The organism is Streptomyces sp. NPDC046716 (genome assembly GCF_040645755.1).
GTDB lineage: Bacteria > Actinomycetota > Actinomycetes > Streptomycetales > Streptomycetaceae > Streptomyces.
The window spans coordinates 1-25,626 of record NZ_JBEYYU010000093.1 but is presented as its reverse complement, the minus strand read 5'-3'; the positions used below and the strand labels follow the sequence as shown (position 1 = coordinate 25,626).

Sequence of the window (25,626 nt, the reverse complement as noted above, 5' to 3'; positions counted from 1 at the left end):
GCGGAGGAGGGCGTCAACGCGGAGCGTTGGCAACCGACGACAACGCCGCAGGTCGGCGTGCCAGACCCCGCGCCCGCGACAAGATCCGCCGGACAAGCCCTAGGGCCTGTCAGGCCCACACGAGGGCGCCCTCGCGCACCCGGGGCAACGCTCCGGGTGTGAGTTCCGGCAGGTCGAGGGCGTCCGCCATGTCCTCCAGGTACACGGAGAGCGACGGGTGGATCAGGGTGCGCTCGGCGTACCTCGACCACTCCCAGATCTTTCCCGTCTCGGCGTCGAGGCACAGCCCGGAGACGGTGTCGTGCGGGCCGAAGGAGGCGAACGGGATCCAGGAGGGCCGCCAGGACACGTACTCGTCCATGGTGACTCGCATGCCCATCTGCATGCGGTAGGTCTCCAGCACAGCGTCGAACGTCATCGGGGCCCAGCGTCCCAGCAGGAAGTCCGCCACCACTCCGTCGACCGCCGTCGCCCCCGGGCACCGCCGCCACAGCGCCTTCAGACCGGCGGGTATGCGCACTCCCAGTTCCCGTTCGAAGGCCGCGAGTTCGTCGTCCGTGGCACCGGGGCGGAGCAGGGCCGCGGTCGCCGGGGCGTTGCGGTGCAGCCAGGTCTCGATGCGCTCCCAGGCGTCGTCGACCTGCCGCGCCTCGATGGCCGCCTGCCTCGCCCACCCGTCACGCATCTCACCGCTCATGACCGTCACCGTAGCGCCGGGCGGTCAACTGAACCGCAGAGGGGCCGAGTTGAGAGCCTCTCTCAGAATCCGCCGCCGAAGTCCCCGCCGCCTCCGCCACCGCCGAAGTCGCCGCCGCCGCCGAAGTCACCGAAGTCCGAGGTGTCGAAGTCGGCCCCGGAGACGTCGCCGCCCTCGTAGCCGCCCCCGAAGTCGCCGTACCCGGAGCCGTAGTCCGCGGCGTACGCGGGGCTCGCCATCATCGAGCCGAGGACCGTGCCGAACAGCAGGCCGGGCAGGATGCCGCCGCCGAAGTAGCCGCCGGCCCACGGCCCGTAGGCCGGGCCCGCGTCGTAGTACGGGCGCCGCTCCCCCGCGCCCGTGTCCACGGTCCTCACCAACGGCTCGGCGCCGTCCCGCAGCCGGGCCGCGTCCGCCGCGCACACCGGGACCTCGCGCGGCGATCCCCCGGCCGGCGTCCACTCGGCGTCCTCGACGGAGGGGCCGTGCCGGGGGTCGAAGAAGCAGGGGGCGCGGCGCTCGGGCAGCGGGCGGCCCTCGCGGCGGGCGGCCAGCAGGGCGAGCGAGAAGCGGCCGTCCTCGATCGCCTCGGTCACCCCGCGCACGTCCTCGGGGCGCTCGGCCGCGGCCATGTACTGCTTGGCCTTCTCGTAGGCGTCGAGCGCCCGCTCGTAGTCGGCCCGCATCGAGTCGTCGGCGCCGGCCTCGGCCGGGTGGAAGTCGAGCCGGTCCAGTTCCTCGCCGAAGGCCGTGATGTCCTCGTCGACGACGACCCGGAGCTTTTCCAGGGCGGCCCGCTGCTCCGCCTCGCGCCTGCGCCGATTGCGGCGGGCGAGGGCGTAGGCGCCCGCGCCGCCGACGATCACGACGGCCCCGAGGCCCGCCAGCGCGCCGACGGGCACCCCGCCGGAGTCGCCGCTCCCGCCCCAGGAGGACGGCGCCGAGCCCTTGGCGGTCCGTACGGCGGTGGTGACGAAGTCGTCGAGCTGCTGCCGGGCCGGTTCGCCCCGGACGCTCGTCGTCACGTTGTGAACGGCGGAAGCGGACATCACGGAGCTGTCGGCGCGCGCGTCGAAGGCGTCCCCGAGCCGGACGCCGTACACGCCGACGATCCCGGTCTTGGTCCGCAGATCGGTGAACAGGTCCTTCTTGGGGAAGTCCGCGGGCAGCACCGCCACCATCACCGGCTTGTCCGCGTCCTTGATCGTCTTGGTGAGGGAGTCGACATCGGCCGAGGTCAGCGCGGTGCGGGCGGCCGGGTCGACGTAGACGGGGTTCTTCTCCAGGGCGTCCGCGACCGTGGAGACGTCCGTCGCGGCGGCCGCGCCGGGCGCCATGGCCACCGGGGCGCCGAACGCGAGGAGGGTCGCGGCGAGGGCCGCAAGAGTGGGCCTCATACTCCGACGCTAACCCAGTCGGGGTGTGAATGGCGGGTCGGAGCATTCGTGACGTGAAGTCTTGACGCGCACATGGAACGCCCTTTAACTCACGTCTTGAACTAAGCCATGAAAGTGGACTGTTGAGCTTCACGGGACACAGGAGGCATCGTGCACACCCCCACACGATCACCAAGATCGGCACGAGCGGGCCGGTCGGCCCGGGTTTTGCTGGCCGGGATCCTCACCGCCGCCGGGCTCCTCGGAGTCTCCGCCGGCACCGCGCAGGCCGCCGGTGAACCGGTCGCCGTCTGGCTGACCACCACGGACGACAGCGGCGGCCGGCACGTCACGCGCGGCCTGGCGCAGCAGACCCCGACGGCGTTCCAGTCGGGCACCGGCTCGTCCGGCACGACGATCACCGTCGACGAGAACACCCGCTACCAGACGTTCACCGGCGGCGGCGCGTCCTTCACGGACACCGCCGCCTGGCTGATGAACAGCAGCGGCGCGCTGTCCCAGGCCACCCGGGACGCGACGATGAAGAAGCTGTTCTCGTCGACCGACGGCATCGGGCTCTCCTTCATCCGCAACCCCATGGGCGGCTCGGACCTCGCCCGCTCCGGCTACACGTACGACGACGTCCCCGCCGGGCAGAGCGACCCCACGCTGGCGAAGTTCTCCCTCGCCCACGACCAGGCCGACGTGCTGCCGCTGACCAAGCAGGCCAAGCAGCTCAATCCGGCGGCGACCGTGATGGCGTCGCCGTGGACCGCCCCGGCCTGGATGAAGGACAGCGGCCAGCTCAACGGCGGCTGGCTGAAGGCCGAGAACTACGGCGCGTACGCCTCGTACTTCGTGAAGTACATCCAGGGCTACCAGGCGGCCGGGGTGCCGATCGACTACGTCACCGCGCAGAACGAGCCGACCTGCTGCTCGGGCTATCCGTCGATGAGCTGGAACGGCTCCGGGCTCGCGTACTTCACCAAGAGCGAGCTGCTGCCGAAGCTGGCGGGCGCGGGCGTGAAGACCAAGGTCCTCGCCCACGACTGGAACTGGGACACCTACGACGCCTACGCCGCCCCGACCGTGGACGACGCGGCGGTGCGCAGCCACCCGAACTTCGGCGGCATCGCCTGGCACGGCTACGGCGGCGACGTCGCCAAGCAGACCGAGATCCACGACAAGTACCCGTCCCTGGACGCCTTCCAGACCGAGCACTCCGGCGGCACCTGGATCGCGAACCAGCAGCGCGAGGACATGATGAACATCATCGACTACACCCGTAACTGGGCGAAGTCGGTGACGAAGTGGTCGCTGGCCGTGGACCAGAACCGCGGCCCGCACAACGGCGGCTGCGGGACCTGCGACGGGCTGATCACCGTCCACAACGGCGACGCGAACAGCGGCAAGGTCGACTACAACATCGAGTACTACACGATGGGCCACCTGACGAAGTTCGTCCGGCCGGGGGCCTCGCGGATCGCCTCGACCGCGTCGTCCACGGTGCCGAACGTCGCCTGGCGCAACACCGACGGCTCGAAGGCGCTGCTCGCCTACAACGACGCCTCCGCCGCGAAGGACGTCACGATCAACTGGGGCGGCCAGCACGTCACTTACTCGCTGCCGGGCAAGACGTCGGCGACGTTCACCTGGAGCGGCACGCCGTCCGGCGCCGCCGACCGCACCGGCGCGCTGCACGGCCTGGGCGGCAAGTGCCTCGACGTGAAGGACGGCTCGACGGCCAACGGGACGGCCGCCCAGATCTGGACCTGCTACTCCGGTTCGCAGAACCAGACCTGGACGCTCAAGGCCGACGGGACCGTGCGGGCGCTGGGCAAGTGCCTCGATGTGTCCGGGGGTTCGACGGCGAACGGGGCGAAGGTGCAGCTCTACGACTGCAACGGCTCGGGGGCGCAGCAGTGGCGGCTCGAACCGTCCGGTGATCTGGTGAACGCCTCGGCCGACAAGTGCCTTGACGTGACGGGCAATTCGTCGGCGGACGGGGTCGCCACGCAGATCTGGGCGTGCACCGGGGCCGGTAACCAGAAGTGGACGCTGCAGTAATTCAAGTCCCTCCGGCGCTTGAGGAGCGGGGTCCGGGGCGGAGCCCCGAAACCCCGCTCCGAGCGGGACCTACTCGACCGGCTCCACGCCGGCCCGCAGCAGCCCGTACGTGTAGGCGTCCTCCAGGGCGCCCCACGACGCCGCGATGACGTTCTCGGCGACTCCGACCGTGGACCACTGGTCGGAGCCGTCGGTCGTGGAGATCAGGACGCGGGTCGTGGAGGACGTGCCGTGCTTGCCCTCCAGGATGCGGACCTTGTAGTCGACCAGTTCCAGCTTGGCGAGCTGCGGGTAGATCCGCTCCAGGCCGACGCGCAGGGCGCGGTCGAGGGCGTTGACCGGGCCGTTGCCCTCGGCCGTGGCGACGATGCGCTCGCCCTTGGCCCAGAGCTTCACGGTCGCCTCGTTGGCGTGGGTGCCGTCGGGGCGGTCCTCGACGATGGCCCGCCAGGACTCGACGCGGAAGTAGCGCCGCGCCCGGCCCTCGGCCTCTTCGCGCAGCAGCAGTTCGAAGGAGGCGTCGGCGGCCTCGTACGTGTAGCCCTGGAGCTCGCGCTCCTTGACGCGCTCCACGACCCGGCCGACCAGCTCGCGGTCGCCGCCGAGGTCGACGCCGAGCTCCTTGCCCTTGAGCTCGATGGAGGCGCGGCCCGCCATGTCGGAGACCAGCATCCGGATGCGGTTGCCGACCAGCTCGGGGTCGATGTGCTGGTACAGGTCCGGGTCGACCTTGATGGCGGAGGCGTGCAGGCCCGCCTTGTGGGCGAAGGCCGAGACACCGACGTAGGGCTGGTGCGTGGAGGGAGTGAGGTTCACGACCTCGGCGATGGCGTGGGAGATGCGGGTCATCTCGCGCAGCGCGCCCTCGGGCAGCACCTTCTTGCCGTACTTCAGCTCCAGGGCGGCGGCGACCGGGAAGAGGTTCGAGTTGCCGACGCGCTCGCCGTAGCCGTTGGCCGTGCACTGCACGTGGGTGGCGCCGGCGTCGACGGCGGCGAGGGTGTTGGCGACGGCGCAGCCGGTGTCGTCCTGGGCGTGGATGCCGAGCCGGGCGCCGGTGTCGTCCAGGACGGTGTGCGTGATCGCCTGGACCTGGGCGGGGAGCATCCCGCCGTTGGTGTCGCAGAGCACGACGACCGAGGCGCCGGCCTCGTGCGCGGCGCGGACGACGGCCTTGGCGTACGCGGGGTTGGCGCGGTAGCCGTCGAAGAAGTGCTCGCAGTCGACGAAGACGCGGCGGCCCTGGGCGACCAGGTACGAGACCGTGTCGCGGACCATCTCCAGGTTCTCGTCGAGGGTGGTGCGCAGCGCCAGCTCGACGTGCCGGTCGTGGGACTTGGCGACCAGCGTGATCACCGGGGCGCCCGAGTCGAGCAGCGCCTTGACCTGGGGGTCCTCACTGGCCTTCGCGCCGGCCCTGCGGGTGGCGCCGAAGGCGACCAGTTGGGCGTGCTGGAACTCGATCTCGTCCTGCGCGCGGGCGAAGAACTCGGTGTCGCGGGGGTTGGCACCGGGCCAGCCGCCCTCGATGAATCCCACGCCGAAGTCGTCCAGGTGCCGGGCGATGGTCAGCTTGTCCGCGACGGTGAGGTTGATGCCCTCGCGCTGCGCGCCGTCGCGCAGCGTGGTGTCGAAGACGTGAAAGGAATCGTCGAGTTCGCCGGTGGTACTGCCGGTGCGTTCGCTCGGGCTGCTGCTCATGCTGATCTGGCTCCTGTTGGGAATCTCGGTCGTCGTACCGGAATGACCGGCTCCACCGTCCATCTATGATCCCCCGCGCTCTTCCCCCGGCTTCGGGTGGGCCGAGAAACAGAAAAACCCCTCGCGGGTGCGAGAGGTCTGCGCGCGGGTCGAGGACGACGGTGTCCGCCCGTACCGGGTCGTACGAGGCGGTCACTGCGGACCGGCGCGCCTGCTGCCAATAATCATGGCGAACGAGAGCACGGCGGCAGTCTGCCACAGCCCGGGCCGGTCCCGGACTGTGGTCTCACGATGCGGTCAGGCGGGCTGTTCCTGTGCGGCCTCGGCCCGCTGGACCCGGCTCAGGTCGATGTCGCGGGTCTCGCGCATCGTCAGGTAGACGATCAGGGAGACGGCCGCGCAGCCGGCGACGTACCAGTAGAAGCCCGATTCGATGCCGCCGTCCTTGAACCACAGGGCGACGTACTCGGCGGTGCCGCCGAACAGGGCGTTGGCGAGGGCGTACGGCAGGGCGACGCCGAGGGCGCGGATGCCGGTCGGGAACAGTTCGGCCTTCACGCAGGCGTTGATGGAGGTGTAGCCGGTGACGACGACCAGCGCGAGCAGGGCGAGGCCGAGGGCCGGCCAGAAGGATCCGGCGTGCTGGAGCAGCGTCATGATCGGGACCGTCAGGAAGGTGGAGCCGACGGCGAAGGTGATCAGGAGGGGGCGGCGTCCGATGCGGTCGGAGAGCGCGCCCGCGAGCGGCTGGATGCAGGCGAAGACGACGAGCGCGCAGAAGGAGACGAGGGTGGCGGTCTCCTTGCTCAGTCCGGCCGAATTGGACAGGTACTTGGTGAGGTAGGTGGTGTACGTGTAGTACGCCACGGTGCCGCCCATGGTGAGCGCGATGACGAGGAACGCCTCGCGCTTGTGCGCCCACAGGGCCTTGATCGTGCCCTTGTCGTCGCCGCCGACCGTGGCGTCGTCGTCGGCCGACTCCGCGTAGACCTCGGTCTCCAGCATGTTGCGCCGCAGGTAGAAGATGATCGCCGCGCCGAGGGCGCCGACGATGAACGGGATGCGCCAGCCCCAGCCGTGCAGCGCGTCGTCGGTCATGGTGCGCTGGAGGATGATCAGCAGGCCGAGGCCGACGATCTGGCCGGCCGTCATCGACACGTACTGGAAGCTGGAGGCGAAGCCGCGCTTCTTGGGGTCGGAGGCTTCGGTGAGGTAGGTGGCGCTGGCCGCGTACTCGCCGCCGACCGAGAGTCCCTGGAGCAGGCGCGCGACGAGCAGGACGACGGCGCCGCCGTATCCGGCGACGGCGTAGGTCGGCGCGATCGCGATGAGCACGGCCGACGCGGACATGAGGGTGACCGTGAGGGTCAGCGCCGTCTTACGGCCCTTGCGGTCGCCGACCCGGCCGAGCAGCCAGCCGCCGACCGGGCGCATGAAGAAGCCGACGGCGAAGATGCCGGCCGTGTTCATCAGCTGGGCGGTCGGGTTGCCGTCGGGGAAGAAGGCTCCCGCGAAGTAGGTGGCGAAGCTCGCGTACACGAACCAGTCGAACCACTCGACCATGTTCCCGGCCGATCCGACCAGGATCTTCTTCCATTGCTCTCGTCCCATGGGGGGCCACGATGGGGGGACGCCGGGCCGCGTGACAAGGGTGCATCGCGCAACGATCGCGCCTACTTGCGTTCATTGAGTTCACGGCCCGCCGCACCCCTTCGGCATCACGCGGGGCGGGCGAGTTCCGCGAACGTGGCCAGCCAGTGATCCGTGGTGAAGTCGCCGCTGTCGACGGCCGGAAGGCCCGCCGCGAGATGGGCGTCGGCGGCCTCGGCGAGGCGGGTCCGCACCGGGCCCTCGGGCAGCGCGCCCGCGATGCGGCGCAACGCGGCCGCGCGGGAGAGGGCGAGGCCGAGGAGGTGCCCGATCCACGGGTCGGCGTGATCGGAGACCACCGGTACGTCGAGCAGGGCGCAGGGCGCGCCCGTGCGCAGCGCCGGCAGGAACCGGTCGAGCCACTCCGCGAACTCCGCCGCGCCCAGGACCCGGCGCATCGCGTCGGCCTCGCTCAGCGCGGGCGACAGGAAGTCCTGGCCGGAGGGCTCCCAATGGGCGGGCGCGTCGTGGTCCTCGGCGAACCAGTCGCGCAGGCGGGTGCGGACGCCGTCGAGGGTGGCGTCGCCGAGACCGGCCGCCGCGCCGGTGTCCAGGATGAGGCCGAGGGCGAAGGCGCTGTTGGTGTGGATGCCGTGGCGTACGGGATACGTGGCCTTCGGCAGCCACTGGGTGAGCAGCCGCTCGACCGCGTCCACGGCGGTGCCGAACGCGGGGCCCCACCGGGTGTCCCGGGTCTCGGCGGCGAGCGCGATGAGCCAGGCCCAGCCGTAGGGGCGCTCGAAGCCGGGCCGGTCCAGGAGGTAGGCGGCTTCCGTGGCGAGGTGGGCCGGTGTCAGGTGGCGGTCCAGTACGTCGGCGTACTGCGCCGCGACGGCGGTCGGCAGCTTCGGCAGGGTGCGGACGAGGAGCCAGTGCATGTGCACCGAGGAGTGCCAGTCGTAGGCGCCGTAGAACGCCGGGTGCAGGGCGCTGGGGCGGGTGTTCTCGGTGGCGGCGGTCACCAGGTGGGCGGGGAAGTTGGGGAACTCCCGGGTGACGTTGGCTGCTGCCAGCCGAGCGGTTTCCTCCGGGGTGAGCATGGGGTGGCCTCTCGGGGTTGGTGGGGTGGGGGTCTGGGGGCTGCGTCTGCCGGGTGCGCGTCTCGTCGTGGCTGGTCGCGCAGTTCCCCGCGCCCCCGGGAGGCGCACTTCGTGCGCCATCTCGGGGGGGCGCCGATGAAATGGCGCACGTAGTGCGCATTTCAGGGGCGCGGGGAACTGCGCGACCAGCCCCCACCGGGGCGCACCCGGCGAACAACAGCTAGTGGGTCGCGCCCTCGGTGATGCGCAGGTCCGTCGTGGTTGCGGCGGCGGCCACGAGCAGGGCGCCGATTCCGGCCGCCACCACGTCCACCGGAAGCGCGGCAGCGCCCCCGTCCGGGACCTGGGCCGGGGCCCAGGGCACATGGACGAAACCGCCCCGGACGCCGGGAAGTTCGGTGGCCAGCAGATGACCCAGGCCATACGCGACGTGGTTGCAGACGAACGTGCCGGCCGTGTTGGAGAGCGCCGTCGGAACCCCGGCCGAGCGCATCGCCGCCACGCACGCCTTCACCGGAAGGGAGGAGAAATACGCGGCGGGACCGCCCGGCACGACGGGTTCGTCGATCGGCTGGGCACCCGCGTTGTCGGGAATGCGCGCGTCGTCGACATTGATCGCCACGCGTTCGACGGTGACGCCGGGACGGCCACCCGCCTGGCCGAGGCAGACCACGAGCTCGGGCCGCACCCGGTCGACGGCGGCGCGCAGCACGGTCAGGGACTCACCGAAGACGCAGGGGAGCTGGACCGCTGTGACGGCGAGACCCTCCGGCGGCGCGGCGGCGACGAGCTCCGCCGCCTGCCACGACGGGTTCACGGCCTCCCCGCCGAACGGTTCGAATCCGGTGAGCAGGACCCGGGTCATCGACATTCCTCCTGAACGACTGGCACGGCCGGCACGGCTGACACGGCCGGCACGACTAGACGGCGAAGATCGCCATGATCACGATGTTGCAGACGAGCAGGGCGATACCCGTCGGCAGCTGCGCCTTGATCGGCCCGTACTGATCCTTCAGCTCGAGCAACGATGCCGGAACGATGTTGAAGTTGGCCGCCATCGGCGTGCACAGGGTGCCGGCGAACCCGGCGAGCATCCCGATCGCGAGCACCCCCGCCTCATTGCCGTGCATCTGCTGGATCAGCACCGGCCAGCCGATCGCCGCGGTCATCACGGGGAACGCGGCGAACGCGTTGCCCATGATCACGGTGAACAGGAACATCCCGACGCAGTACGCGACGACGGCGAAGTACTTGGAGTTGTCCGGCAGGACGTCGTTCACGATCTTGCCGACCTGCGTGCCGACCCCGGCGACCGCGAAGATCGAGCCGAGCACCGACAGGAGCTGCGGCAGCAGCAGGGCCGAGCCCATCGCCTCCAGCATCGAGCGGCCGGAGTGGATCGGGACCGAGACCTTGCGCTCGCCCGTCACCAGCATGCCGACGACCAGCGCCACGATGCAGCCGAGCCCGAGCCCGATCAGCGTGGCCTTGCCCGTCTCGAAGAGGCCCGACTCGTCGAGGAAGGACGCGCAGACGATGGCGACGATCGGGATGGTGACGGCGGGGATGAAGAGCTTGTTCCCGAGCCGGGCCGCCGATGCCTCGCGCTGCTCCTGCGTCGTCGTGACCGGCACGCCCTTGCCGATGAAGTTGAACCCGGCGAGCACGATCAGTACGAGGACGGCCACCCCGAGCGGTTCGGCGGGCAGGGTCCAGCTCGCACCGCCGTCGACGACACCGGTGCCGTAGGGGAAGGTCAGTCCGAGCAGTCCCCAGAACGCCGCGGACGTCCAGCGCTTGGGGTTGCTGACGTCCCGCGCCATCTGGACGGCCATGATCAGGAAGACGAGACCGATGAGCCAGTAGAGCCATTCGACCTTGATCACTTGGCGGACTCCTCACGGGACTGTCCCGGCTTCTGCGGCGGCAGCGGGAGGTCGTTCTCGGCGGCGGCCAGCGCCATCTCGCGCTCCAGCTGCTTGTCGAGCAGCAGCAGCCGGGCGCCGTGGATGACGAAGGCGCAGACGGCCAACGGGATCGCCCACAGGGCGAGTTGAGTCGGTTCGAGCTCCTGGTGGTAGGTGGAGTTCACGAAGCCGGTGATGAGCAGGATCGAGCCGATCGCGATGAAGCAGTCCTCGCCGAAGAAGACGCCGACGGTGTCGGCGGAGGCCGAGTACGAGCGGACCTTCTCGCGCATCCTGTCGGGGAGCTTGCGCCCCCCGATGGTGCGTTCGGCGGCGGCCTCGGCCATCGGCGCGACGAGCGGACGCACGGTCTGCGCCGGGCCGCCCAGGTTGTTGAGCCCGAACGCGGCCGTGACCTGGCGGACCAGCAGGTAGACGGTGAGGAAGCGGCCGGCGCTGAGCTTGCCGAGCTTCCCGATCAGGGTGCGGGCCTGCTCGCGCAGGCCGTAGCGCTCCAGGAGGCCGATCACCGGGAGCACGATGGCGAAGACGGTGACCGACCGGCTGTCGGCGAAGGCGTGGCCGAACGCGGCGAGAATCTCCTGCGGGTTCATCTTGCCGAGGAGTCCGGTGGCGATACCGGCGACGCCGACCACCAGGACGGGATTGCGGCGCGTGACGAATCCGAGGATCACCACGAGCACGCCGAGAAGCACGATCATGCGGCCGCCTTCTTCAGGACGAGGGCACGGGGAGGGCATGGAAACGGATGCTCCGCTTCCATGGGGGATGCACGGACCCTAGGTGATCGTTGAACGATCGAACAAGAGGTTGTGGCGCATCACCCATCAAATCCACCCCTTGTCGGATTGTTGAACGATCGCTTACGTTGAGCAGGTGATCCAGGACGAAATCCCAGGCGTGATCGACCTCAACGCGGACCTCGGCGAAGGCTTCGGCCGCTGGACGCTCACCGACGACGAGGCCCTGCTCTCCGTCGTCACCAGCGCCAACGTCGCCTGCGGCTTCCACGCCGGCGACCCCAGCGTGATGCGCCGGGTCTGCGCGCTCGCGGCCGAGCGCGGGGTGCGGATCGGCGCGCAGGTGTCGTACCGCGACCTCGCCGGGTTCGGGCGCCGCGCCATGGACGTACCGGCGGACGAGCTGGCGGCCGAAGTGGCGTACCAGATCGGCGCGTTGCGGGTCTTCGCGGAGGCGGCCGGGTCCACGGTCGCGTACGTGAAGCCGCACGGCGCGCTCTACAACCGGACCGTGCGCGACGACGGGCAGGCCCGCGCGGTCGTCGACGGCGTGCGGCTGGCCGGCGGCGGGCTGCCCGTCCTCGGTCTGCCCGGGTCGCGTCTCCTCGCCGCCGCCGAGGAGGCGGGGCTCACCCCGGTCCGCGAGGCCTTCGCCGACCGCGCCTACACCCCCGGGGCCACCCTCGTCCCGCGCCGCGAGCCCGGCGCCGTGGTCGAGGACGCGGACGCCGTGGTGCGCCGCGCGGTCGGGTTCGCCGTGGACGGCGGGGTCGAGGCGGTGGACGGCAGCCGGGTCGCGGTCGCCGCCCGTTCGCTGTGCGTGCACGGCGACACCCCGGGAGCGGCCCGGACCGCGGCGCGGGTGCGGGCGGCCCTGGAGGACGCCGGGGTCACGGTGGGTGCGTTCGCGTGAGCGGCGATCTGGTGGTGCGGCCCGTCGGGCGGCAGGCCCTGCTCGTCGAGCTGCCGGACGCCGATCGCACCGGCGCCCTGCACGCGGAGCTGCTGCGCCGCCGTGCGGGCGGCACGCTGCCCCCGGTCGGCGAGATCGTGCCGGGTGCGCGGACGATCCTCCTCGACGGGGTGCCGGACCCCGGGACGCTGGCGCGCAGGCTGCGCGACTGGGACGTGCCGTCCACTCCCCCGGCGGACGGCGACGTCGTCACGGTCCCCGTGGTCTACGACGGCCCCGACCTGGCCGACGTGGCCGCGCTGTGGGGTGTCGCCGAGGACGAGGTGGCGGCGCTGCACTCCTCGTACACGTACCGCGTCGCATTCTGCGGTTTCGCTCCGGGCTTCGGCTATCTCACCGGGCTGCCCGAGGAGCTGCACGTGCCGCGCCGCGCGACTCCGCGTACGCGGGTCCCGGCCGGATCGGTGGCCCTCGCCGGGCCGTACTCGGCCGTGTATCCGAGGGCGACTCCGGGGGGCTGGCAGATCATCGGGACGATGCCGGACCCGTCGGTCCTGTGGGATCCGTCGCGGGAGCGGGCTGCACTGCTGTCGCCCGGGACGCGGGTCCGCTATGCACCCCTGCCACGGGGCTCCGCCCCGGACCCCGCTCCTCAATCGCCGGAGGGGCTTGTCATGCCTGGGGCGCGGGGAACTGCGCGAGCAACCACGACGCACTCGCGGTCGGCCGCCGACAGAAGCAGCGACGGCGAGGGACGATGACCACCAAGCTGACAGTGACCCGCCCCGGCGCCCTCACCACGATTCAGGACGCCGGCCGCCGAGGCCACGCCCACCTGGGAGTCCCCCGCAGCGGCGCCCTGGACGCCCCCGCGATGGAGCTGGCCAACAGGCTGGCCGGGAACCCGGAGGGCACCGCCGTCCTGGAGACGACCCTGACCGGCTGCGCCCTGCGCCCGGACCGCCCGGTGACGATCGTCGTCGGCGGCGCCCCCTGCCCGGTCACCCTCGACGGCCGCCCCGCGCCGTGGGGCGCCCCGGTGCGGGTGCCCGCCGGGGCCGTCCTCGACGCGGGCCCGGCCACCGGCGGCCTGCGCTCCTATCTCGCCGTGTCCGGCGGCATCGCCGTCGACCCGGTGCTCGGCAGCCGCGCCACCGATCTCCTGTCGGGTCTGGGCCCGGCCCCGCTCGCCGAGGGCACGGTGCTCCCGGTGGGCCGGGCGCACCCGGTCCCGGTGCTGCCCGCCGCGGCGCCCTGGCCCGCCCCGCCCGCCGAACTGGTCCTGCCGGTGCGGCTCGGCCCGCGCGCGGACTGGTTCACGCCGGACGGCCTGCGCACGTTCCTGACGGCCGCGTTCACCGTGTCGGCGCAGAGCAACCGCATCGGCCTGCGCACCGAGGGCCCGTCCCTGGAGCGGGTGTCGGAGGGCGAACTGCCCAGCGAGGGCATGGTGCTGGGCGCGGTGCAGGTGCCGCCGGACGGCCGCCCGGTGGTGTTCCTGCACGACCATCCGACGACCGGCGGCTACCCGGTGATCGCCGTGGTGGCGCCGGAGGCCCTGGCCGCGGCGGCGCAGGCGGTGCCGGGGATCCCGGTCCGGTTCACGCCGAGCCGCTGATTCCTCCCGGGCCGCCGACCGCGAGTCCGTCGTCCAGGAACTCCCGTACGTGGGCGAGGACTTCGGCGCGGTCGGCGCCGCGCAGGCCGATCACGACCTGGATCGAGAACCCGTCGAGCAGCGCCCGCAGCCGGGCCGCGAACCGGTCCGGGTCCACGGCCCGGAACTCGCCCCGGGAGATCCCCTCGGCGAGCAGCGCCACCAGGTCGCGGTGCCAGGCGCCCTCGATGGCGGCCTGCCGGGTGCGGGCGTCGTCGTCGAAGTTCTGCGAGCGGTTGAACACCTCCAGCCACAGCGACCAGTGCGGGTCGCGGTGCGCGCCGGGCACGTACAGATCGACGTAACCGTCGACGCGCTCCCGGGCGCTGCCGTCACCGACCAGCAGTTCCCGCCGCTCCGCGCCGAGCCGTCCCTCGCTCCACTCCAGGGTGCGCAGCAACAGCTCGTCCTTGGACCCGAAGTGGTACGCGAGGTGCCCGCTGCTCATGCCGACCTCGCGGCCGAGCGCGGCCATGGTCAGCTTCTCCAGGCCGTGCTCGGCGATCATCACCATGGTCGCGGCGAGGACGTCCTCGCGGGGCGGGGCGGGCGTGTGACGGCGGGTCACGTCGCGGGCTGCTGCTGGGTGATGCAGTGGATGCCGCCCCCGGCCGCGAAGATGGTCCGGGCGTCGACGAGGGTGACCGTGCGGGACGGGAACAGCTCGCGGAAGATCGCCGCGGCCTTCTCGTCGTTCGGGTCGTCGAAGCCGCACAGGACCACGCCGTCGTTGCAGAGGTAGTGGTTGATGTACGAGTAGTCGACCCAGCCCTCGTCGTCGGTGAGGACGGTGGGGGCCGGGACCTCGACGATCTCCAGCGGGCGGCCCTGCGCGTCCGTCTGCCCGGACAGGACGCCGATGATCTCGCGGCTGACCTCGAAGTCGGGGTGGGCGGGGTCCTGCTGGGAGTGGACGAGGACGACGCCGGGGGCGGCGAAGGCGGCGACGATGTCGACGTGGCCGCGCGTGCCGAACTGGCCGTAGTCGCCGGTGAGTCCGCGCGGCAGCCAGATCGCCTTCGTCGTGCCGAGCCGGGCGTGGATCTCGGCCTCGACGCGCTCCTTGGTCCAGCCGTTGTTGCGGTCCGGGTCGAGCTGGACGGTCTCGGTGAGGAGCACGGTGCCCTCGCCGTCGACGTGGATGCCGCCGCCCTCGTTGACGAGGACCGAGGAGTGGGCGGGGACGCCGGTGAGGTCGGCGACGTGGCGGGCGATCTTCGCGTCGTGCTCCCAGCGGGCCCAGTCCTGGGCGCCCCAGCCGTTGAACGTCCAGTCCACGGAGGCCAGTTCACCGGTGTCGGCGTGCTTGACGAACGTGGGGCCGATGTCCCGCATCCACGCGTCGTCGAGGTCCCGCTCGACCAACTCCACGGCCGGGTCGAGGAGTTCGCGGGCGGAGCCGTGCTGTCCCGGGCCGACGACCATCGTCACCGGCTCGTACGCGCGCACGGCGTTGGCGACGGCCGCCCAGGCGGTACGGGCCTCGGCCAGCTCGGTGTCGTCGGTGAAGGTCGGGTTGGGGCTCGGCCACGCCATCCAGGTGCGCTCGTGCGGGGCCCACTCGGGCGGCATGAAGTACGTCATCGCGGGACCTCAGAGGAAGTAGAGACGGTTGAGGGAGACGGAGTCGGCCGGTTCGGAGCGCAGCGGTTCCCCGTCGAGGGTGACCAGGCCGGTGCGCTGGTCCACGTCGACGGCGCCGGTGCGGGAGTTGAACCGCAGGTCGGCCGGGCCGATGCCGCGGGTGCCGCGGACGGCGACCCGGCGCCTGCGGGTGGGCATCGTGTCGTGCCCGTCGTCGACGGCGGCCTGCGCCACGAAGGCGACGGACAGTTCGGCGGCGGTGGCGCCGTGCGCGCCGAACTGCGGTCCCAGGACGAGGGGTTCGCAGGTGTCGGTGGCCGCGTTCGGATCACCGACGACGCCGTACGCGGGGAAGCCGGACTTCAGCACGAGCTGCGGCTTCGCGCCGAAGAACTCCGGGCGCCACAGCACGATGTCGGCCATCTTGCCGGGCTCGATGGAGCCGATCTCGTGCGAGAGGCCGTGGGCGACGGCGGGGTTGATGGTCAGCTTCGCCATGTAGCGCAGGACGCGGTCGTTGTCGTGGCCGACGCCGGGGTCGCCCAGCTCGCCCTTCATCTTCCCGGCCATCGCGAAGGTGCGGCGGACGGTCTCGCCCGCCCGGCCCATGCCCTGCGCGTCGGACGAGGTGATGCCGATGGCGCCCAGGTCGTGCAGCACGTCCTCGGCGCCCATCGTCCCGGCGCGGATCCGGTCGCGGGCCATGGCCGCGTCGCCGGGCAGGTCGGGCTTGAGGTCGTGGACGGAGACGATCATGCCGTAGTGCTCGGCGACGGCGTCCCGGCCGAAGGGGAGGGTGGGGTTGGTGGAGGACCCGATGACGTTCGGTACGCCCGCCATCTTCAGCACGTTCGGCACGTGCCCGCCGCCGCAGCCCTCGATGTGGAAGGCGTGGATGGTCCGGCCGTCGAGCACCTTGAGGGTGTCCTCGACCGACAGGCATTCGTTCAGCCCGTCGCTGTGCAGGGCGACTTGGACGTCGTGGTCCTCGGCGACGCGCAGCGCGGTGTCCAGGGCGCGGGTGTGCGCGCCCATGTCCTCGTGCACCTTGAACCCGCAGGCGCCGCCCTCGGCGAGCGCCTCGACCAGCGGGGCGTCGTGCGAGGACGAACCGCGGCCCAGGAAGCCGATGTTGACGGGCCAGGCGTCGAAGGCGGAGAAGGCGTGCTTGAGCGCCCACGGCGAGTTGACGCCGACGCCCCAGACCGGGCCGAACTCCTGCCCGATGATCGTGGTCACGCCGGAGGCGAGGGAGGCCTCCATGATGCGCGGGGAGAGCAGGTGGACGTGGGTGTCGACGGCGCCGGCGGTGGCGATGAGCCCCTCCCCCGACACGATCGACGTGCCCGTGCCGACGACGACGTCGACGCCGTCGAGGGTGTCCGGGTTGCCGGCCCGTCCGATGGCGTGGATCCGCCCCTCGCGGATGCCGATGGAGACCTTCCTGATCCCGAGCGCGGCGTCGATCACGACGACGTTCGAGATGACCACGTCGCAGGTCTCGCGGACCGCGGCGGCCTTCAGGTGCAGTCCGTCGCGGGCGGTCTTGCCGAATCCGGCCAGGAACTCGTCGCCGTACGCCTGCGCGTCCGACTCGACCTTGATCGTCAGCCCGGAGTCGCCGAGCCGGATCCGGTCACCGGCGCGCGGGCCGTGCGTGGCCGCGTACTCGTACGGGGTCAGGCGGCGGGCTTCGGCGGGGTGGCCTCCGGGGCGGCTCATCGGCCCGCCTCCTCTGCGTCGGGGCTGTCGACTCCGAGATAGCCGCAGGCGGCGGCGCGGCGCAGCGCCTCCTCGCGGGCGCCGGGCGCGTCGAGCGGCCCGTCCACGAGACCCGCGAAACCGATGGCGACGCGCGCGCCGCCGATCGGTACGAGGGGGACGTCGGCGGACTCGCCGGGCCCGAACCGCACGGACGAGCCGGCGGGCACCGCGAGCCGCATGCCGTAGGCCCGCTCCCGACGGAAGTCCAGGCGCGGGTTCGCCTCGAAGAAGTGGAAGTGGGAGGTCACCGAGACGGGGACGGACGCCGTGTTGGTGACGGACAGCGTCAGCTCCGGCTCCGGGTCGGCGTGGTCGGGGCCGGGCAGCAGGGCGCCCGGGGCGTCGTCGCCGAGCCCGTCCCCCGCGATCGGGGCGCTCACGATCGCGAGCCGCGAACCGTCCTCGAAGACGGCCTCGACGTGCACCTCGGTGACGACGTCGGCGACGCCCGGCAGCACGTCGTCGGGCCCGAGCACGGACCGCGCCGCCTCGATCGCCTCGGCGAGACGCTTCCCGTCGCGGGCCGCCTCGCAGACGGTGTCCGCGATCAGCGCGGTCGCCTCGGGCACATTGAGCCGCAGCCCGCGGGCCCTGCGGGAGCGGGCCAGCTCCGCGGCGCCGAACAGCAGCAGCCGGTCGCGCTCGGTCGGGGTGAGTCGCACGCCGTCCTACCTCCTCAAGGTTTGAATGCCACTCTAAATGCTGTCCCGGCCGAGGGGAACCCATGCCGGAAGAGCTGGGCATATAGCCCATTGAGCGACGGTCTAAACAGCGGGGTCTCCAGCCGGTGCGACTACCGTGGGCCCGTGACCAGCACTCCGCGCAGCCGCCGCGAGCGGCCCGCCAAGCCCGCCCTGAGCCGGAGCGGCATCGTCACCGCCGCCGTGCGCGTCCTGCGCGCCGAAGGGCTCGGCAAGGTGACGATGCGGCGCCTCGCCGCCGAGCTCGACACCGGGCCCGCCTCGCTGTACGTCTACGTCCGCAACACCGACGAGCTGCACGCCGCCGTGCTCGACGCGCTCCTCGCCGAGGTGGACCTCGGGCCCGCCCGGGACACCGCGGGCGACTGGCGCGAGCGGCTGACCCGGCTGCTCGCCTCGTACCGCGACATGCTGTTCCGCTATCCGTCGCTGGCCCGCTCCGCGCTGACCGTGCACCCCTCGGGCGAGCACTACCTGGATCTGGTGGAGTCGGTGCTCGTACTGCTGCGCGAGGGCGGCATTCCGGACGCCCGCGCGGCCTGGGGCGTGGACCTGCTGCTTCAGTACGCGACCGCGACGGCCGCGGAGCACGCGGGCGACGACGGCACGGAGTCGATGGACGCCACGTTCACCGCGATCAACGAGGCGTCGCCCGCCCGGCACCCGGAGATCGTCCGGCTCGCCGACGTACTGGTCGCGGGCGCCCCGGGACGCCTCGACTGGGGCCTCGCCACACTGATCGCGGGCATCGAAGCGGCCCCCGAACCACCCCTCTGACCAGCGCGGACCCGAGTCCCGGGATCCGCACACCCCTCGACGAACTTGTTCGTTACGAACATGTTCGTTACCGTGGAGGGGAGAGACCGGACACCGCCGCACCGCATCCAGGGAGGCCACCATGAACACCACGACCCCCACCCCGCACACGCCCCACCTCCCTGTCGCCGTCGTCGGCGCGGGACTCGGCGGCCTCGTGCTCGCCCGCGTCCTGCACGTGAACGGCATCGCCTGCACCGTCCTCGACCGGGACGCCTCGGCCGACGCCCGCACCCAGGGCGGCATGCTCGACCTGCACGAGGAGACCGCGCAGGCGGCGCTGCGCGCGGCCGGCCTCCACGACGCGTTCCGCGCGATCGTCCTGCCCGGCGGCGAGGAGACCCGCGTCATCGCCCCCGACGGCACCCTGGTCCGCCACGAGCCGGACACCGGCGACGGCGGCCGTCCCGAGGTCAACCGCGCCGAGCTGCGCCGCCTCCTGCTGGACTCGCTGCCCGACGGCACCGTCCGGTGGGGCGCGAAGGTCACCGGCGCCGAGCCCGACGAGGCCGTACCGGGCCGCCACCTGGTCACCCTCGCCGACGGCCGCCGCTTCACGACGGACCTGCTGATCGGCGCCGACGGCGCCTGGTCCCGGATCCGCCCGCTGCTGACCGACGCCCGGCCCGCGTACACCGGCATCTCCTTCGTCGAGGCCGACGTGCTGCCGGGCAACGCGCGGCACGCGGAGATCGCCGCGTTCAACGGCGGCGGCAGCGCCTTCGCCCTCGGCGACGGGCGCGCCCTGCTCACGCACCGCGAGAGCGACGACCGGGTGCACACCTACGTCGCCGTGAAGGCGCCCGAGGACTGGCTCGGCTCGATCGACTTCACGGACACCGAGGCCGCGCGCAACGCCGTGCTCGCGGAGTTCGAGGGCTGGGACGCCCGGCTGCGCGCGCTGGTCGGGGCCGCCGACGGCTCGTTGGTGCCGCGCCCGATCCACGCGCTCCCGGCCGGGCTCACCTGGGAGCGGGTGCCCGGCGTCACGCTGCTCGGCGACGCGGCCCACCTGATGTCGCCGTTCGCCGGCGAGGGCGCGAACCTCGCCATGTTCGACGGCGCCGAGCTGGCCCGCGCGATCGTCGAGCACGGGGGCGACCCGGAGGCCGCGCTGACCGCGTACGAGAAGGAGCTCTTCCCGCGCAGCGCCGAGCCGGCGGCCGAGTCGGCGGCCAACCTCACGCTGATGTTCGGCCCGGACGCGCAGCAGCGGCTGCTCGACCTGTTCGCGGGGTTCGGGCCCGAGCAGGGCTGAGAACGGCGAAGGGCCCCCGTACCGCGTGCGCGGTGCGGGGGCCCTTCGCCGTCGGGTGCTCAGCCGAGCCGGTGCATCCAGCCGTGCTCGTCCTGCGTCTTGCCGCGCTGGATGTCCAGCAGCGCGTTGCGCAGCTTCATCGTGACCTCGCCGGCCTCGCCGCCGGACTGCTGCCACTCGGCGCCCGCGCGCTTGACGGTGCCGACGGGCGTGATGACGGCCGCGGTGCCGCAGGCGAAGACCTCGGTCAGCTCGCCGGACGCGGCGTCGGCCTGCCACTGCTCGATGGAGACGCGGTCCTCCTGCGACGAGTAGCCGAGGTCGCGGGCGACCTGGAGGAGGGAGTCGCGCGTGACGCCCGCGAGGAGGGAGCCGGTGAGGGTCGGCGTGACGATCCGGTCCCCGTACACGAAGTACAGGTTCATGCCGCCCAGCTCCTCGACCCACTTGTGCTCGACGGCGTCGAGGTACGCGACCTGGTCGCAGCCCTTGGCCGCGGCCTCGGCCTGCGCGAGCAGGGACGCGGCGTAGTTGCCGCCGGTCTTGGCGTCGCCGACGCCGCCGGGAACGGCGCGCACGCGGTCCTCGGAGAGCCAGATGGAGACGGGCTTCACGCCGCCGGAGAAGTACGCGCCGGCGGGCGAGGCGATGACGATGAAGAGGTACTCGGACGCCGGCTTCACGCCGAGACCGACCTCGGTCGCGATCATGAACGGGCGCAGGTACAGGGACTCCTCGCCGCCGTGCGCCGGGACCCAGTCCTTGTCCTGCTGGACGAGCAGGTCACAGGCCTCGACGAAGGTCTCGACGGGCAGCTCGGGCATGCCCAGGCGCCAGGCCGAGTGCTGGAAGCGCTTGGCGTTCATGTCGGGGCGGAACGTGGCGACGGAGCCGTCGGGCTGGCGGTAGGCCTTGAGGCCCTCGAAGATCTCCTGCGCGTAGTGCAGGACGTTCGTCGCCGGGTCGAGGGAGAGCGGGCCGTACGGCACGAGCTGTCCGTCGTGCCAGCCGCGGCCCTCGGTCCACCGGATCGTCACCATGTGGTCGGTGAAGTGGCGGCCGAATCCGGGGCTCTCCAGGATCGCCTCGCGCTCCGCGGCGGACAGCGGGGTCGAAGAGGGCTTGAGCTCGATCGTGGGCGTCGTCATGGTTGCGTGTCCTTCACCGTTGGTTGTGACGGACCGCGCTCACGTCTGCACTCCTTGTACTAGGACGTCCGAGCTTTCGCGTGGATCGCGGCCCCGCGTTCGATTATCGCGCGCGTGGGGGTGTGCTCGAAACGTGCCTGCCGGACGAGTGCGGAAGGTGATGCGGCCCGGGGTCGATGGTGGCACCTCGGGGCCGCACAGGAGAAGCCGCCGGGTGCTGGTGGGCTACCCGGCGGCTTCTCTTGACGGAATGCGCGCCGGGTCAGCCGGCTACTACTCGGGCGACGAGCGCGTCACCGATCTCGTCGGTCGAGCGCACGGAATCGCCGCGCTCGCCGAGGTCGGCGGAGACCGCGGTCTCGATGCGCTCGGCCTGCGACTCGAAGCCGAGGTGACGCAGGAGGAGGGCGACCGAGAGGACCGTGGCGGTCGGGTCGGCCTTGCCCTGGCCGGCGATGTCCGGGGCCGAGCCGTGGACGGGCTCGAACATCGACGGGAACTCGCGGCCCGGGTTGATGTTCCCGGACGCCGCGACGCCGATGCCGCCGGAGACGGCCGCGGCGAGGTCGGTGATGATGTCGCCGAAGAGGTTGTCGGTGACGATCACGTCGAACCGGGCCGGGTCGGTGACCAGGTAGATGGTCGCGGCGTCGACGTGGATGTAATCGGTGGTGACCTCGGGGAACTCCGCCGCCACCTTGTTGAAGATGTTCGTCCACAGGTGACCGGCGAAGGTCAGCACGTTGTTCTTGTGGACCAGCGTGAGCTTCTTGCGCGGGCGGGCCTGGGCGCGGGCGAACGCGTCCCGCACCACACGCTCCACACCGAACGCGGTGTTGACGGAGACCTCGGTGGCGACCTCGTGCTCGGTGCCCTTGCGGATCACCCCGCCGTTGCCGGTGTAGGGGCCCTCGGTGCCCTCGCGGACCACGACGAAGTCGATCTCGGGCTGTCCGGCGAGCGGGGTGGAGACGCCGGGCAGCAGCTTCGACGGACGCAGGTTCACGTGGTGGTCGAAGGCGAAGCGGAGCTTGAGCAGGAAGCCGCGCTCCAGGACACCGGACGGCACCGACGGGTCGCCGATGGCGCCGAGCAGGATGGCGTCGTGCTTCTTGAGGGAGTCGAGGTCGGCGTCGGTGAGGGTCTCACCGGTCGCGTGGTAGCGCTTGGCGCCGAAGTCGTACTCCTCGGTCTCCAGCTTCACATCCTGCGGAAGGACGGCGGAGAGGACCTTGAGACCCTGGGCCACGACCTCCTGGCCGATACCGTCACCGGGGATCACTGCGAGATTCAGGATGCGAGAGCTTGCCGACATGGCCGCCACGGTACTCGCTGTCCCATGGGATGACACTCGCTGTCCACGATCCGGACAGGCTCCCGTACGGTCGCCTGCTGTTCACCCCCTGGTGTGGCGGGAGTTGGGACCTGCTGGGAAGTTGACCCGCATGGAGACCCCCGACGTCGGCATCCCGCCGCGGCTCGCACGGCGGATGAGCATGCCGGAGCAGTACGAGTACCTGCGCGCGACGTTCGGCAGGCGACGGGCGCTGGTGACGGCGGGCGCGGTCGCGAGCGGGCTGCTCACCGGCTGCGCGGGCGACGGCCCCTCGGCCGGGACGACGAAGGCCACGCCCTCGGCGTCCGCGGCACCTGGCTCGGCGCTGCCGCCCTTCGGCCGCCACCTCGCCTTCGGTACGGACCCGCGCACCCGGATGCGGATCTCCTGGCAGGTGCCGGGCGCGGTCCGCTCGCCGTACGTGCGCATCGGCCTGCGCCCCGACGACCTGGGCCGGAAGATCGCGGCGGAGGTGCGCGACCTGCACACCCCCGGGGTGGACGGCGTCCGGCCGGCCCTCGACCAGTTCTACGTGCACGCGGCGCTGGACCGGCTGACCCCGGGCACGACGTACTACTACGGCGTCGGCCACGACGGCTTCGACCCGGCCGACACCGCGCACCGCGCGACGATCGCGCACTTCCGCACGGCCCCGGCGGCCGCGCCGGCATCCTTCACCTTCACCGCCTTCGGCGACCAGGGCGTCGGGGAGACGGCGGCGTCGAGCGACCATCTGATGCTCCAGCAGGATCCGGCCTTCCACCTGCACGCCGGTGACCTCTGCTACGCGGACGGCACCGGGCACGGCAAGAAGACGGACGGCTACGACCCGGGGTTCTGGGACCTGTTCCTGAAGCAGAACGAGCAGGTGGCCCGCACCGTCCCCTGGATGGTGACGACCGGCAACCACGACATGGAGGCCTGGTACTCCCCCGAGGGCTACGGCGGCCAACTGGCCCGCTGGTCCCTGCCGGACAGCGGCTTCGACGCGAAGTCGACGCCGGGCGCATACACGTTCAGCTACGGCAACGTCGGCGTCGTGGCGCTGGACGCGAACGACGTCAGTTACGAGATCACGGCCAACCTGGGCCACAGCGGCGGGCGTCAGACGGCGTGGCTGGAGCGCACGCTGAAGAAGCTGCGGGCCGCGGACGGCATCGACTTCGTCGTCGTGTTCTTCCACCACTGCGCGTACTCGACCTCGGCGCACGCCTCCGACGGCGGGGTGCGCAAGGAGTGGCTGCCCCTGTTCGACGACCACCGGGTGGACCTGGTGGTCAACGGGCACAACCACGTCTACGAGCGCACCGACGCGCTGCGCGGCGGGGCCGTCGGCCGGGCCGTTCCGATCGGCGGCACGGCCGACCCCGTGCGCGACGGCATCGTGTACGTCACCGCGGGCGGCGGCGGCCGTGATCTGTACGGCTTCCGGCCCGGCAGCAAGGAGACCTACGAGGGGCACGAGCAAGCGCACCGGCCCGTCGACAGCTTCGTCTGGGCGACGAAGTCGGGGCAGGCCAGGAACGAGACCGTGGACTGGTCACGGGTGCGCTATCGCGGATTCTCGCTGCTCAAGGTCGAGGCGGAATCCGGCGCGCACCCGCGCCTGAAAGTGTCGGCGCTGGCCCATGACGGCACGCGCATCGACCACTTCGAGGTGAAGCGGGGGGCCTGAGGGGGCCGGCCGGTCTCAGTGACCGGTCTCCCCGCCGTTGTCCCTGCGGTCGAAGGAGCGCTGGAGGGCGGCGGCGGCGCTCTTGGCCGCCCTGCGGTCGGCTTCGCTGGAGGGAGAGACGTGGCGGACTCGGCGGCGGGCGGGCGTCGCAGTGGCCATGGAGATCGACTCCTTGAGATCGCATCAGGTCGCGCGAAGAGCGCTGACCCACGGGGATTTCGAGGCGCCGGAAGGGGCGGGGAACCAGAGCTGCAGGGGTTGCCTGCCATGTGCTCGGCTCACGGCCGCCATTCGCCGGATCGGGCGAGTCGTTCGGCTCCTACAAAGCTAGGGCAGGTCTCTGCTTCTGTCTCCACAATTACTCGGACTTCCTACTATCTGAGACGGACCCCACATCCGCGCCACCCCGCCGAGGGCCCATGGCGCGGGGCACGGCCGGACTCCACGATGGACCCCAGAACCGGCCGGGCCGCGGTGGCCCGGCCGGACCCCTGGGGGAGGAGTCCCACCATGCGTGTGATCACTCAGCGGCGGCTCGGCGGACCCGACGTGCTGGAGCTGGTCGAGGTGGAACGGCCCGTGCCGGGCACGGGAGAGGTACTGGTCCGGGTGCACGCGGCCGGGGTGAACCCGGTGGACCGGCTGGCCCGCACCGGCGAGGCGCCGCTCTTCGGCGATCCGCCGTTCACCCTCGGCCGGGACCTGTCCGGGGTGGTGGAGGCGTGCGGCGGGGACGGGACCGGGTTCCGGCCCGGCGACGAGGTCTTCGGCATGATCCCCGGCGGGGCCTACGCCGAGTGCGTGGTCGTCCGCGCCGAACACCTCGCCCCGAAGCCGGCGACGGTCGACCACGTACACGCCGCCGCGGTCCCGGCCGCCGCGCTCACCGCCTGGCAGGCCCTGGTCGACACCGGTCACATGGCGCCGGGGCGCCGGGTGCTGGTCCATGCGGCGGCGGGCGGGGTCGGGCACATCGCGGTGCAGATCGCCAAGGCCGAGGGCGCGTACGTGATCGGGACCGCCCGCGCCGACAAGCACGGGTTCCTGCGGGATCTCGGGGTCGACGAGCCGCTCGACTACACCACGACGGACTTCGCCCGCACGGTGCGCGAGGTCGACGTGGCCCTCGATCTCGTCGGCGGCGCGTACGGGCCCCGCACCCTGGCGACCCTGCGGCCCGGCGGTCTGCTCGCCTCGGTGGTGCTGTCCGACCCCGGGGTGACCACGCGGGACGCGCAGGCGCGCGGGGTGACGTTCGTGCCGGTGTCGGTGCGGCCGTCGGGGGCGACGCTGGGGAAGGTGGCCGCGCTGATGGCCGCCGGCCGGGTCCGGTCGCACGTCTCGGCCCGGCTGCCGCTGGAGGGGGCGGGCAAGGCCCATGAACTCAGCGGGACGGGTCGTACCCAGGGCAAGATCGTGCTGATGCTCGCCGCAGGGGTCGGCTGACGGCCGGTGGCCTCTTCTCGCGCAGTTCCCCGCGCCCCTGAGGGCGAGCTTCGCTCGCTTCAGGCCGCGAGCACCGCCTCCTGGTGCTGACCAAGGCCAACAGCCGCGCCACCGTGCTGCCGCCGTAGT

General features: G+C 72.1%; 23 protein-coding genes. 8 read left to right on the top strand and 15 right to left on the bottom strand.

All coding sequences use genetic code 11. The features are described 5' to 3' along the window. Positions 1-109 precede the first annotated feature (109 nt). Together ABZ930_RS38865 and ABZ930_RS38860 are read right to left on the bottom strand one after the other, a co-directional pair. Positions 110-697: an SMI1/KNR4 family protein gene (locus tag ABZ930_RS38865; RefSeq protein ID WP_361559397.1), complete on the bottom strand. Its 588-nt coding sequence runs from the start codon at positions 695-697 to the stop codon at positions 110-112. Positions 698-759: 62 nt separating this feature from the next. Further along, positions 760-2,094, bottom strand: a complete 1,335-nt coding sequence (locus ABZ930_RS38860; protein WP_361559394.1) for a hypothetical protein — start codon at positions 2,092-2,094, stop codon at positions 760-762. Between the two features lie 207 nt (positions 2,095-2,301). Between ABZ930_RS38860 and ABZ930_RS38855 the strand changes: the two genes are divergently transcribed. Beyond that, positions 2,302-4,140: a ricin-type beta-trefoil lectin domain protein gene (locus ABZ930_RS38855; protein WP_361559391.1), complete on the top strand. Its 1,839-nt coding sequence runs from the start codon at positions 2,302-2,304 to the stop codon at positions 4,138-4,140. Positions 4,141-4,209: 69 nt separating this feature from the next. Here ABZ930_RS38855 and cimA read toward each other — a convergent pair whose 3' ends face one another. The 6 genes from cimA to ABZ930_RS38825 all read right to left on the bottom strand — a co-directional run bounded on the left by cimA (position 4,210) and on the right by ABZ930_RS38825 (position 11,160). Continuing rightward, positions 4,210-5,841 carry a citramalate synthase gene (cimA, locus tag ABZ930_RS38850; protein WP_361559388.1) on the bottom strand — a complete coding sequence of 544 codons (1,632 nt, stop codon included), beginning with the start codon at positions 5,839-5,841 and terminating at the stop codon, positions 4,210-4,212. Between the two features lie 297 nt (positions 5,842-6,138). Beyond that, positions 6,139-7,452, bottom strand: coding sequence for an MFS transporter (locus ABZ930_RS38845; protein ID WP_361559385.1), 1,314 nt, complete (start codon positions 7,450-7,452; stop codon positions 6,139-6,141). 107 nt (positions 7,453-7,559) lie between these two features. Beyond that, positions 7,560-8,531 (bottom strand): DUF2891 domain-containing protein, encoded by a 972-nt coding sequence (locus ABZ930_RS38840; RefSeq protein WP_361559382.1) that lies wholly within the window; start codon positions 8,529-8,531, stop codon positions 7,560-7,562. A 220-nt stretch (positions 8,532-8,751) separates the two neighbouring features. Further along, positions 8,752-9,396: a pyroglutamyl-peptidase I gene (gene pcp, locus ABZ930_RS38835; RefSeq protein WP_361559379.1), complete on the bottom strand. Its 645-nt coding sequence runs from the start codon at positions 9,394-9,396 to the stop codon at positions 8,752-8,754. A gap of 55 nt (positions 9,397-9,451) precedes the next feature. Then, on the bottom strand, positions 9,452-10,417 hold the full coding sequence (locus tag ABZ930_RS38830) for a DUF979 domain-containing protein (protein WP_361559376.1): 966 nt from the start codon (positions 10,415-10,417) through the stop codon (positions 9,452-9,454). Then, positions 10,414-11,160, bottom strand: a complete 747-nt coding sequence (locus ABZ930_RS38825) for a DUF969 domain-containing protein (protein WP_361559373.1) — start codon at positions 11,158-11,160, stop codon at positions 10,414-10,416. Before ABZ930_RS38825 ends, ABZ930_RS38830 begins: the two co-directional genes overlap by 4 nt. Before the next feature lie 199 nt (positions 11,161-11,359). Between ABZ930_RS38825 and ABZ930_RS38820 the strand changes: the two genes are divergently transcribed. Genes ABZ930_RS38820 through ABZ930_RS38810 form a run of 3 tightly spaced genes read left to right on the top strand, consistent with a single transcriptional unit; the run spans position 11,360 to position 13,730 of the window. After that, positions 11,360-12,112: a 5-oxoprolinase subunit PxpA gene (locus ABZ930_RS38820; protein WP_361559403.1), complete on the top strand. Its 753-nt coding sequence runs from the start codon at positions 11,360-11,362 to the stop codon at positions 12,110-12,112. Further along, positions 12,109-12,873 carry an allophanate hydrolase subunit 1 gene (locus ABZ930_RS38815; protein WP_361559370.1) on the top strand — a complete coding sequence of 255 codons (765 nt, stop codon included), beginning with the start codon at positions 12,109-12,111 and terminating at the stop codon, positions 12,871-12,873. The genes ABZ930_RS38820 and ABZ930_RS38815 overlap by 4 nt, the downstream gene beginning before the upstream one ends. Next, positions 12,870-13,730 (top strand): biotin-dependent carboxyltransferase family protein, encoded by an 861-nt coding sequence (locus ABZ930_RS38810; RefSeq protein ID WP_361559367.1) that lies wholly within the window; start codon positions 12,870-12,872, stop codon positions 13,728-13,730. The genes ABZ930_RS38815 and ABZ930_RS38810 overlap by 4 nt, the downstream gene beginning before the upstream one ends. On the opposite strand, the gene ABZ930_RS38805 is transcribed toward ABZ930_RS38810, so the two are convergent. The 4 genes from ABZ930_RS38805 to ureA are packed head-to-tail and all read right to left on the bottom strand — an operon-like array spanning position 13,714 to position 17,779. After that, positions 13,714-14,283, bottom strand: a complete 570-nt coding sequence (locus ABZ930_RS38805; protein WP_361559400.1) for a TetR/AcrR family transcriptional regulator — start codon at positions 14,281-14,283, stop codon at positions 13,714-13,716. The two genes, ABZ930_RS38810 and ABZ930_RS38805, sit on opposite strands and share 17 nt — an antisense overlap. Before the next feature lie 50 nt (positions 14,284-14,333). Beyond that, the gene (locus ABZ930_RS38800; protein WP_361559364.1) at positions 14,334-15,353 is read right to left on the bottom strand and encodes an agmatine deiminase family protein; all 1,020 of its coding nucleotides are present in this window, start codon (positions 15,351-15,353) and stop codon (positions 14,334-14,336) included. Between the two features lie 9 nt (positions 15,354-15,362). Next, positions 15,363-17,075 carry an urease subunit alpha gene (locus tag ABZ930_RS38795; RefSeq protein ID WP_361559361.1) on the bottom strand — a complete coding sequence of 571 codons (1,713 nt, stop codon included), beginning with the start codon at positions 17,073-17,075 and terminating at the stop codon, positions 15,363-15,365. Then, a complete protein-coding gene (gene ureA / locus ABZ930_RS38790) occupies positions 17,072-17,779 on the bottom strand; it encodes an urease subunit gamma (protein ID WP_361559358.1) in 708 nt (235 codons plus the stop codon). Before ureA ends, ABZ930_RS38795 begins: the two co-directional genes overlap by 4 nt. 144 nt (positions 17,780-17,923) lie before the next feature. Here ureA and ABZ930_RS38785 point away from each other — a divergent pair, with 144 nt between their 5' ends. Further along, the gene (locus ABZ930_RS38785) at positions 17,924-18,595 is read left to right on the top strand and encodes a TetR/AcrR family transcriptional regulator (RefSeq protein ID WP_361559355.1); all 672 of its coding nucleotides are present in this window, start codon (positions 17,924-17,926) and stop codon (positions 18,593-18,595) included. A 121-nt stretch (positions 18,596-18,716) separates the two neighbouring features. Further along, positions 18,717-19,892, top strand: coding sequence for an NAD(P)/FAD-dependent oxidoreductase (locus ABZ930_RS38780; RefSeq protein WP_361559352.1), 1,176 nt, complete (start codon positions 18,717-18,719; stop codon positions 19,890-19,892). A 59-nt stretch (positions 19,893-19,951) separates the two neighbouring features. Here the strand turns inward: ABZ930_RS38780 and ABZ930_RS38775 are convergent, their stop codons facing one another. Beyond that, positions 19,952-21,040 (bottom strand): branched-chain amino acid aminotransferase, encoded by a 1,089-nt coding sequence (locus ABZ930_RS38775; protein ID WP_361559349.1) that lies wholly within the window; start codon positions 21,038-21,040, stop codon positions 19,952-19,954. 262 nt (positions 21,041-21,302) lie between these two features. Next, entirely contained in the window at positions 21,303-22,355 is a 1,053-nt protein-coding gene (locus ABZ930_RS38770; RefSeq protein WP_361559346.1) for a 3-isopropylmalate dehydrogenase, read from the bottom strand. 130 nt (positions 22,356-22,485) lie between these two features. Here ABZ930_RS38770 and ABZ930_RS38765 point away from each other — a divergent pair, with 130 nt between their 5' ends. After that, positions 22,486-24,051, top strand: a complete 1,566-nt coding sequence (locus ABZ930_RS38765) for a metallophosphoesterase family protein (RefSeq protein ID WP_361559343.1) — start codon at positions 22,486-22,488, stop codon at positions 24,049-24,051. 15 nt (positions 24,052-24,066) lie between these two features. On the opposite strand, the gene ABZ930_RS38760 is transcribed toward ABZ930_RS38765, so the two are convergent. After that, complete coding sequence (locus ABZ930_RS38760; RefSeq protein WP_361559340.1) at positions 24,067-24,210, bottom strand: hypothetical protein; 144 nt, start codon at positions 24,208-24,210, stop codon at positions 24,067-24,069. A 351-nt stretch (positions 24,211-24,561) separates the two neighbouring features. On the opposite strand from ABZ930_RS38760, the gene ABZ930_RS38755 reads away from it, so the two are divergent. After that, a complete protein-coding gene (locus tag ABZ930_RS38755; RefSeq protein ID WP_361559337.1) occupies positions 24,562-25,497 on the top strand; it encodes an NADP-dependent oxidoreductase in 936 nt (311 codons plus the stop codon). The last annotated feature ends 129 nt before the right edge of the window (positions 25,498-25,626 follow it).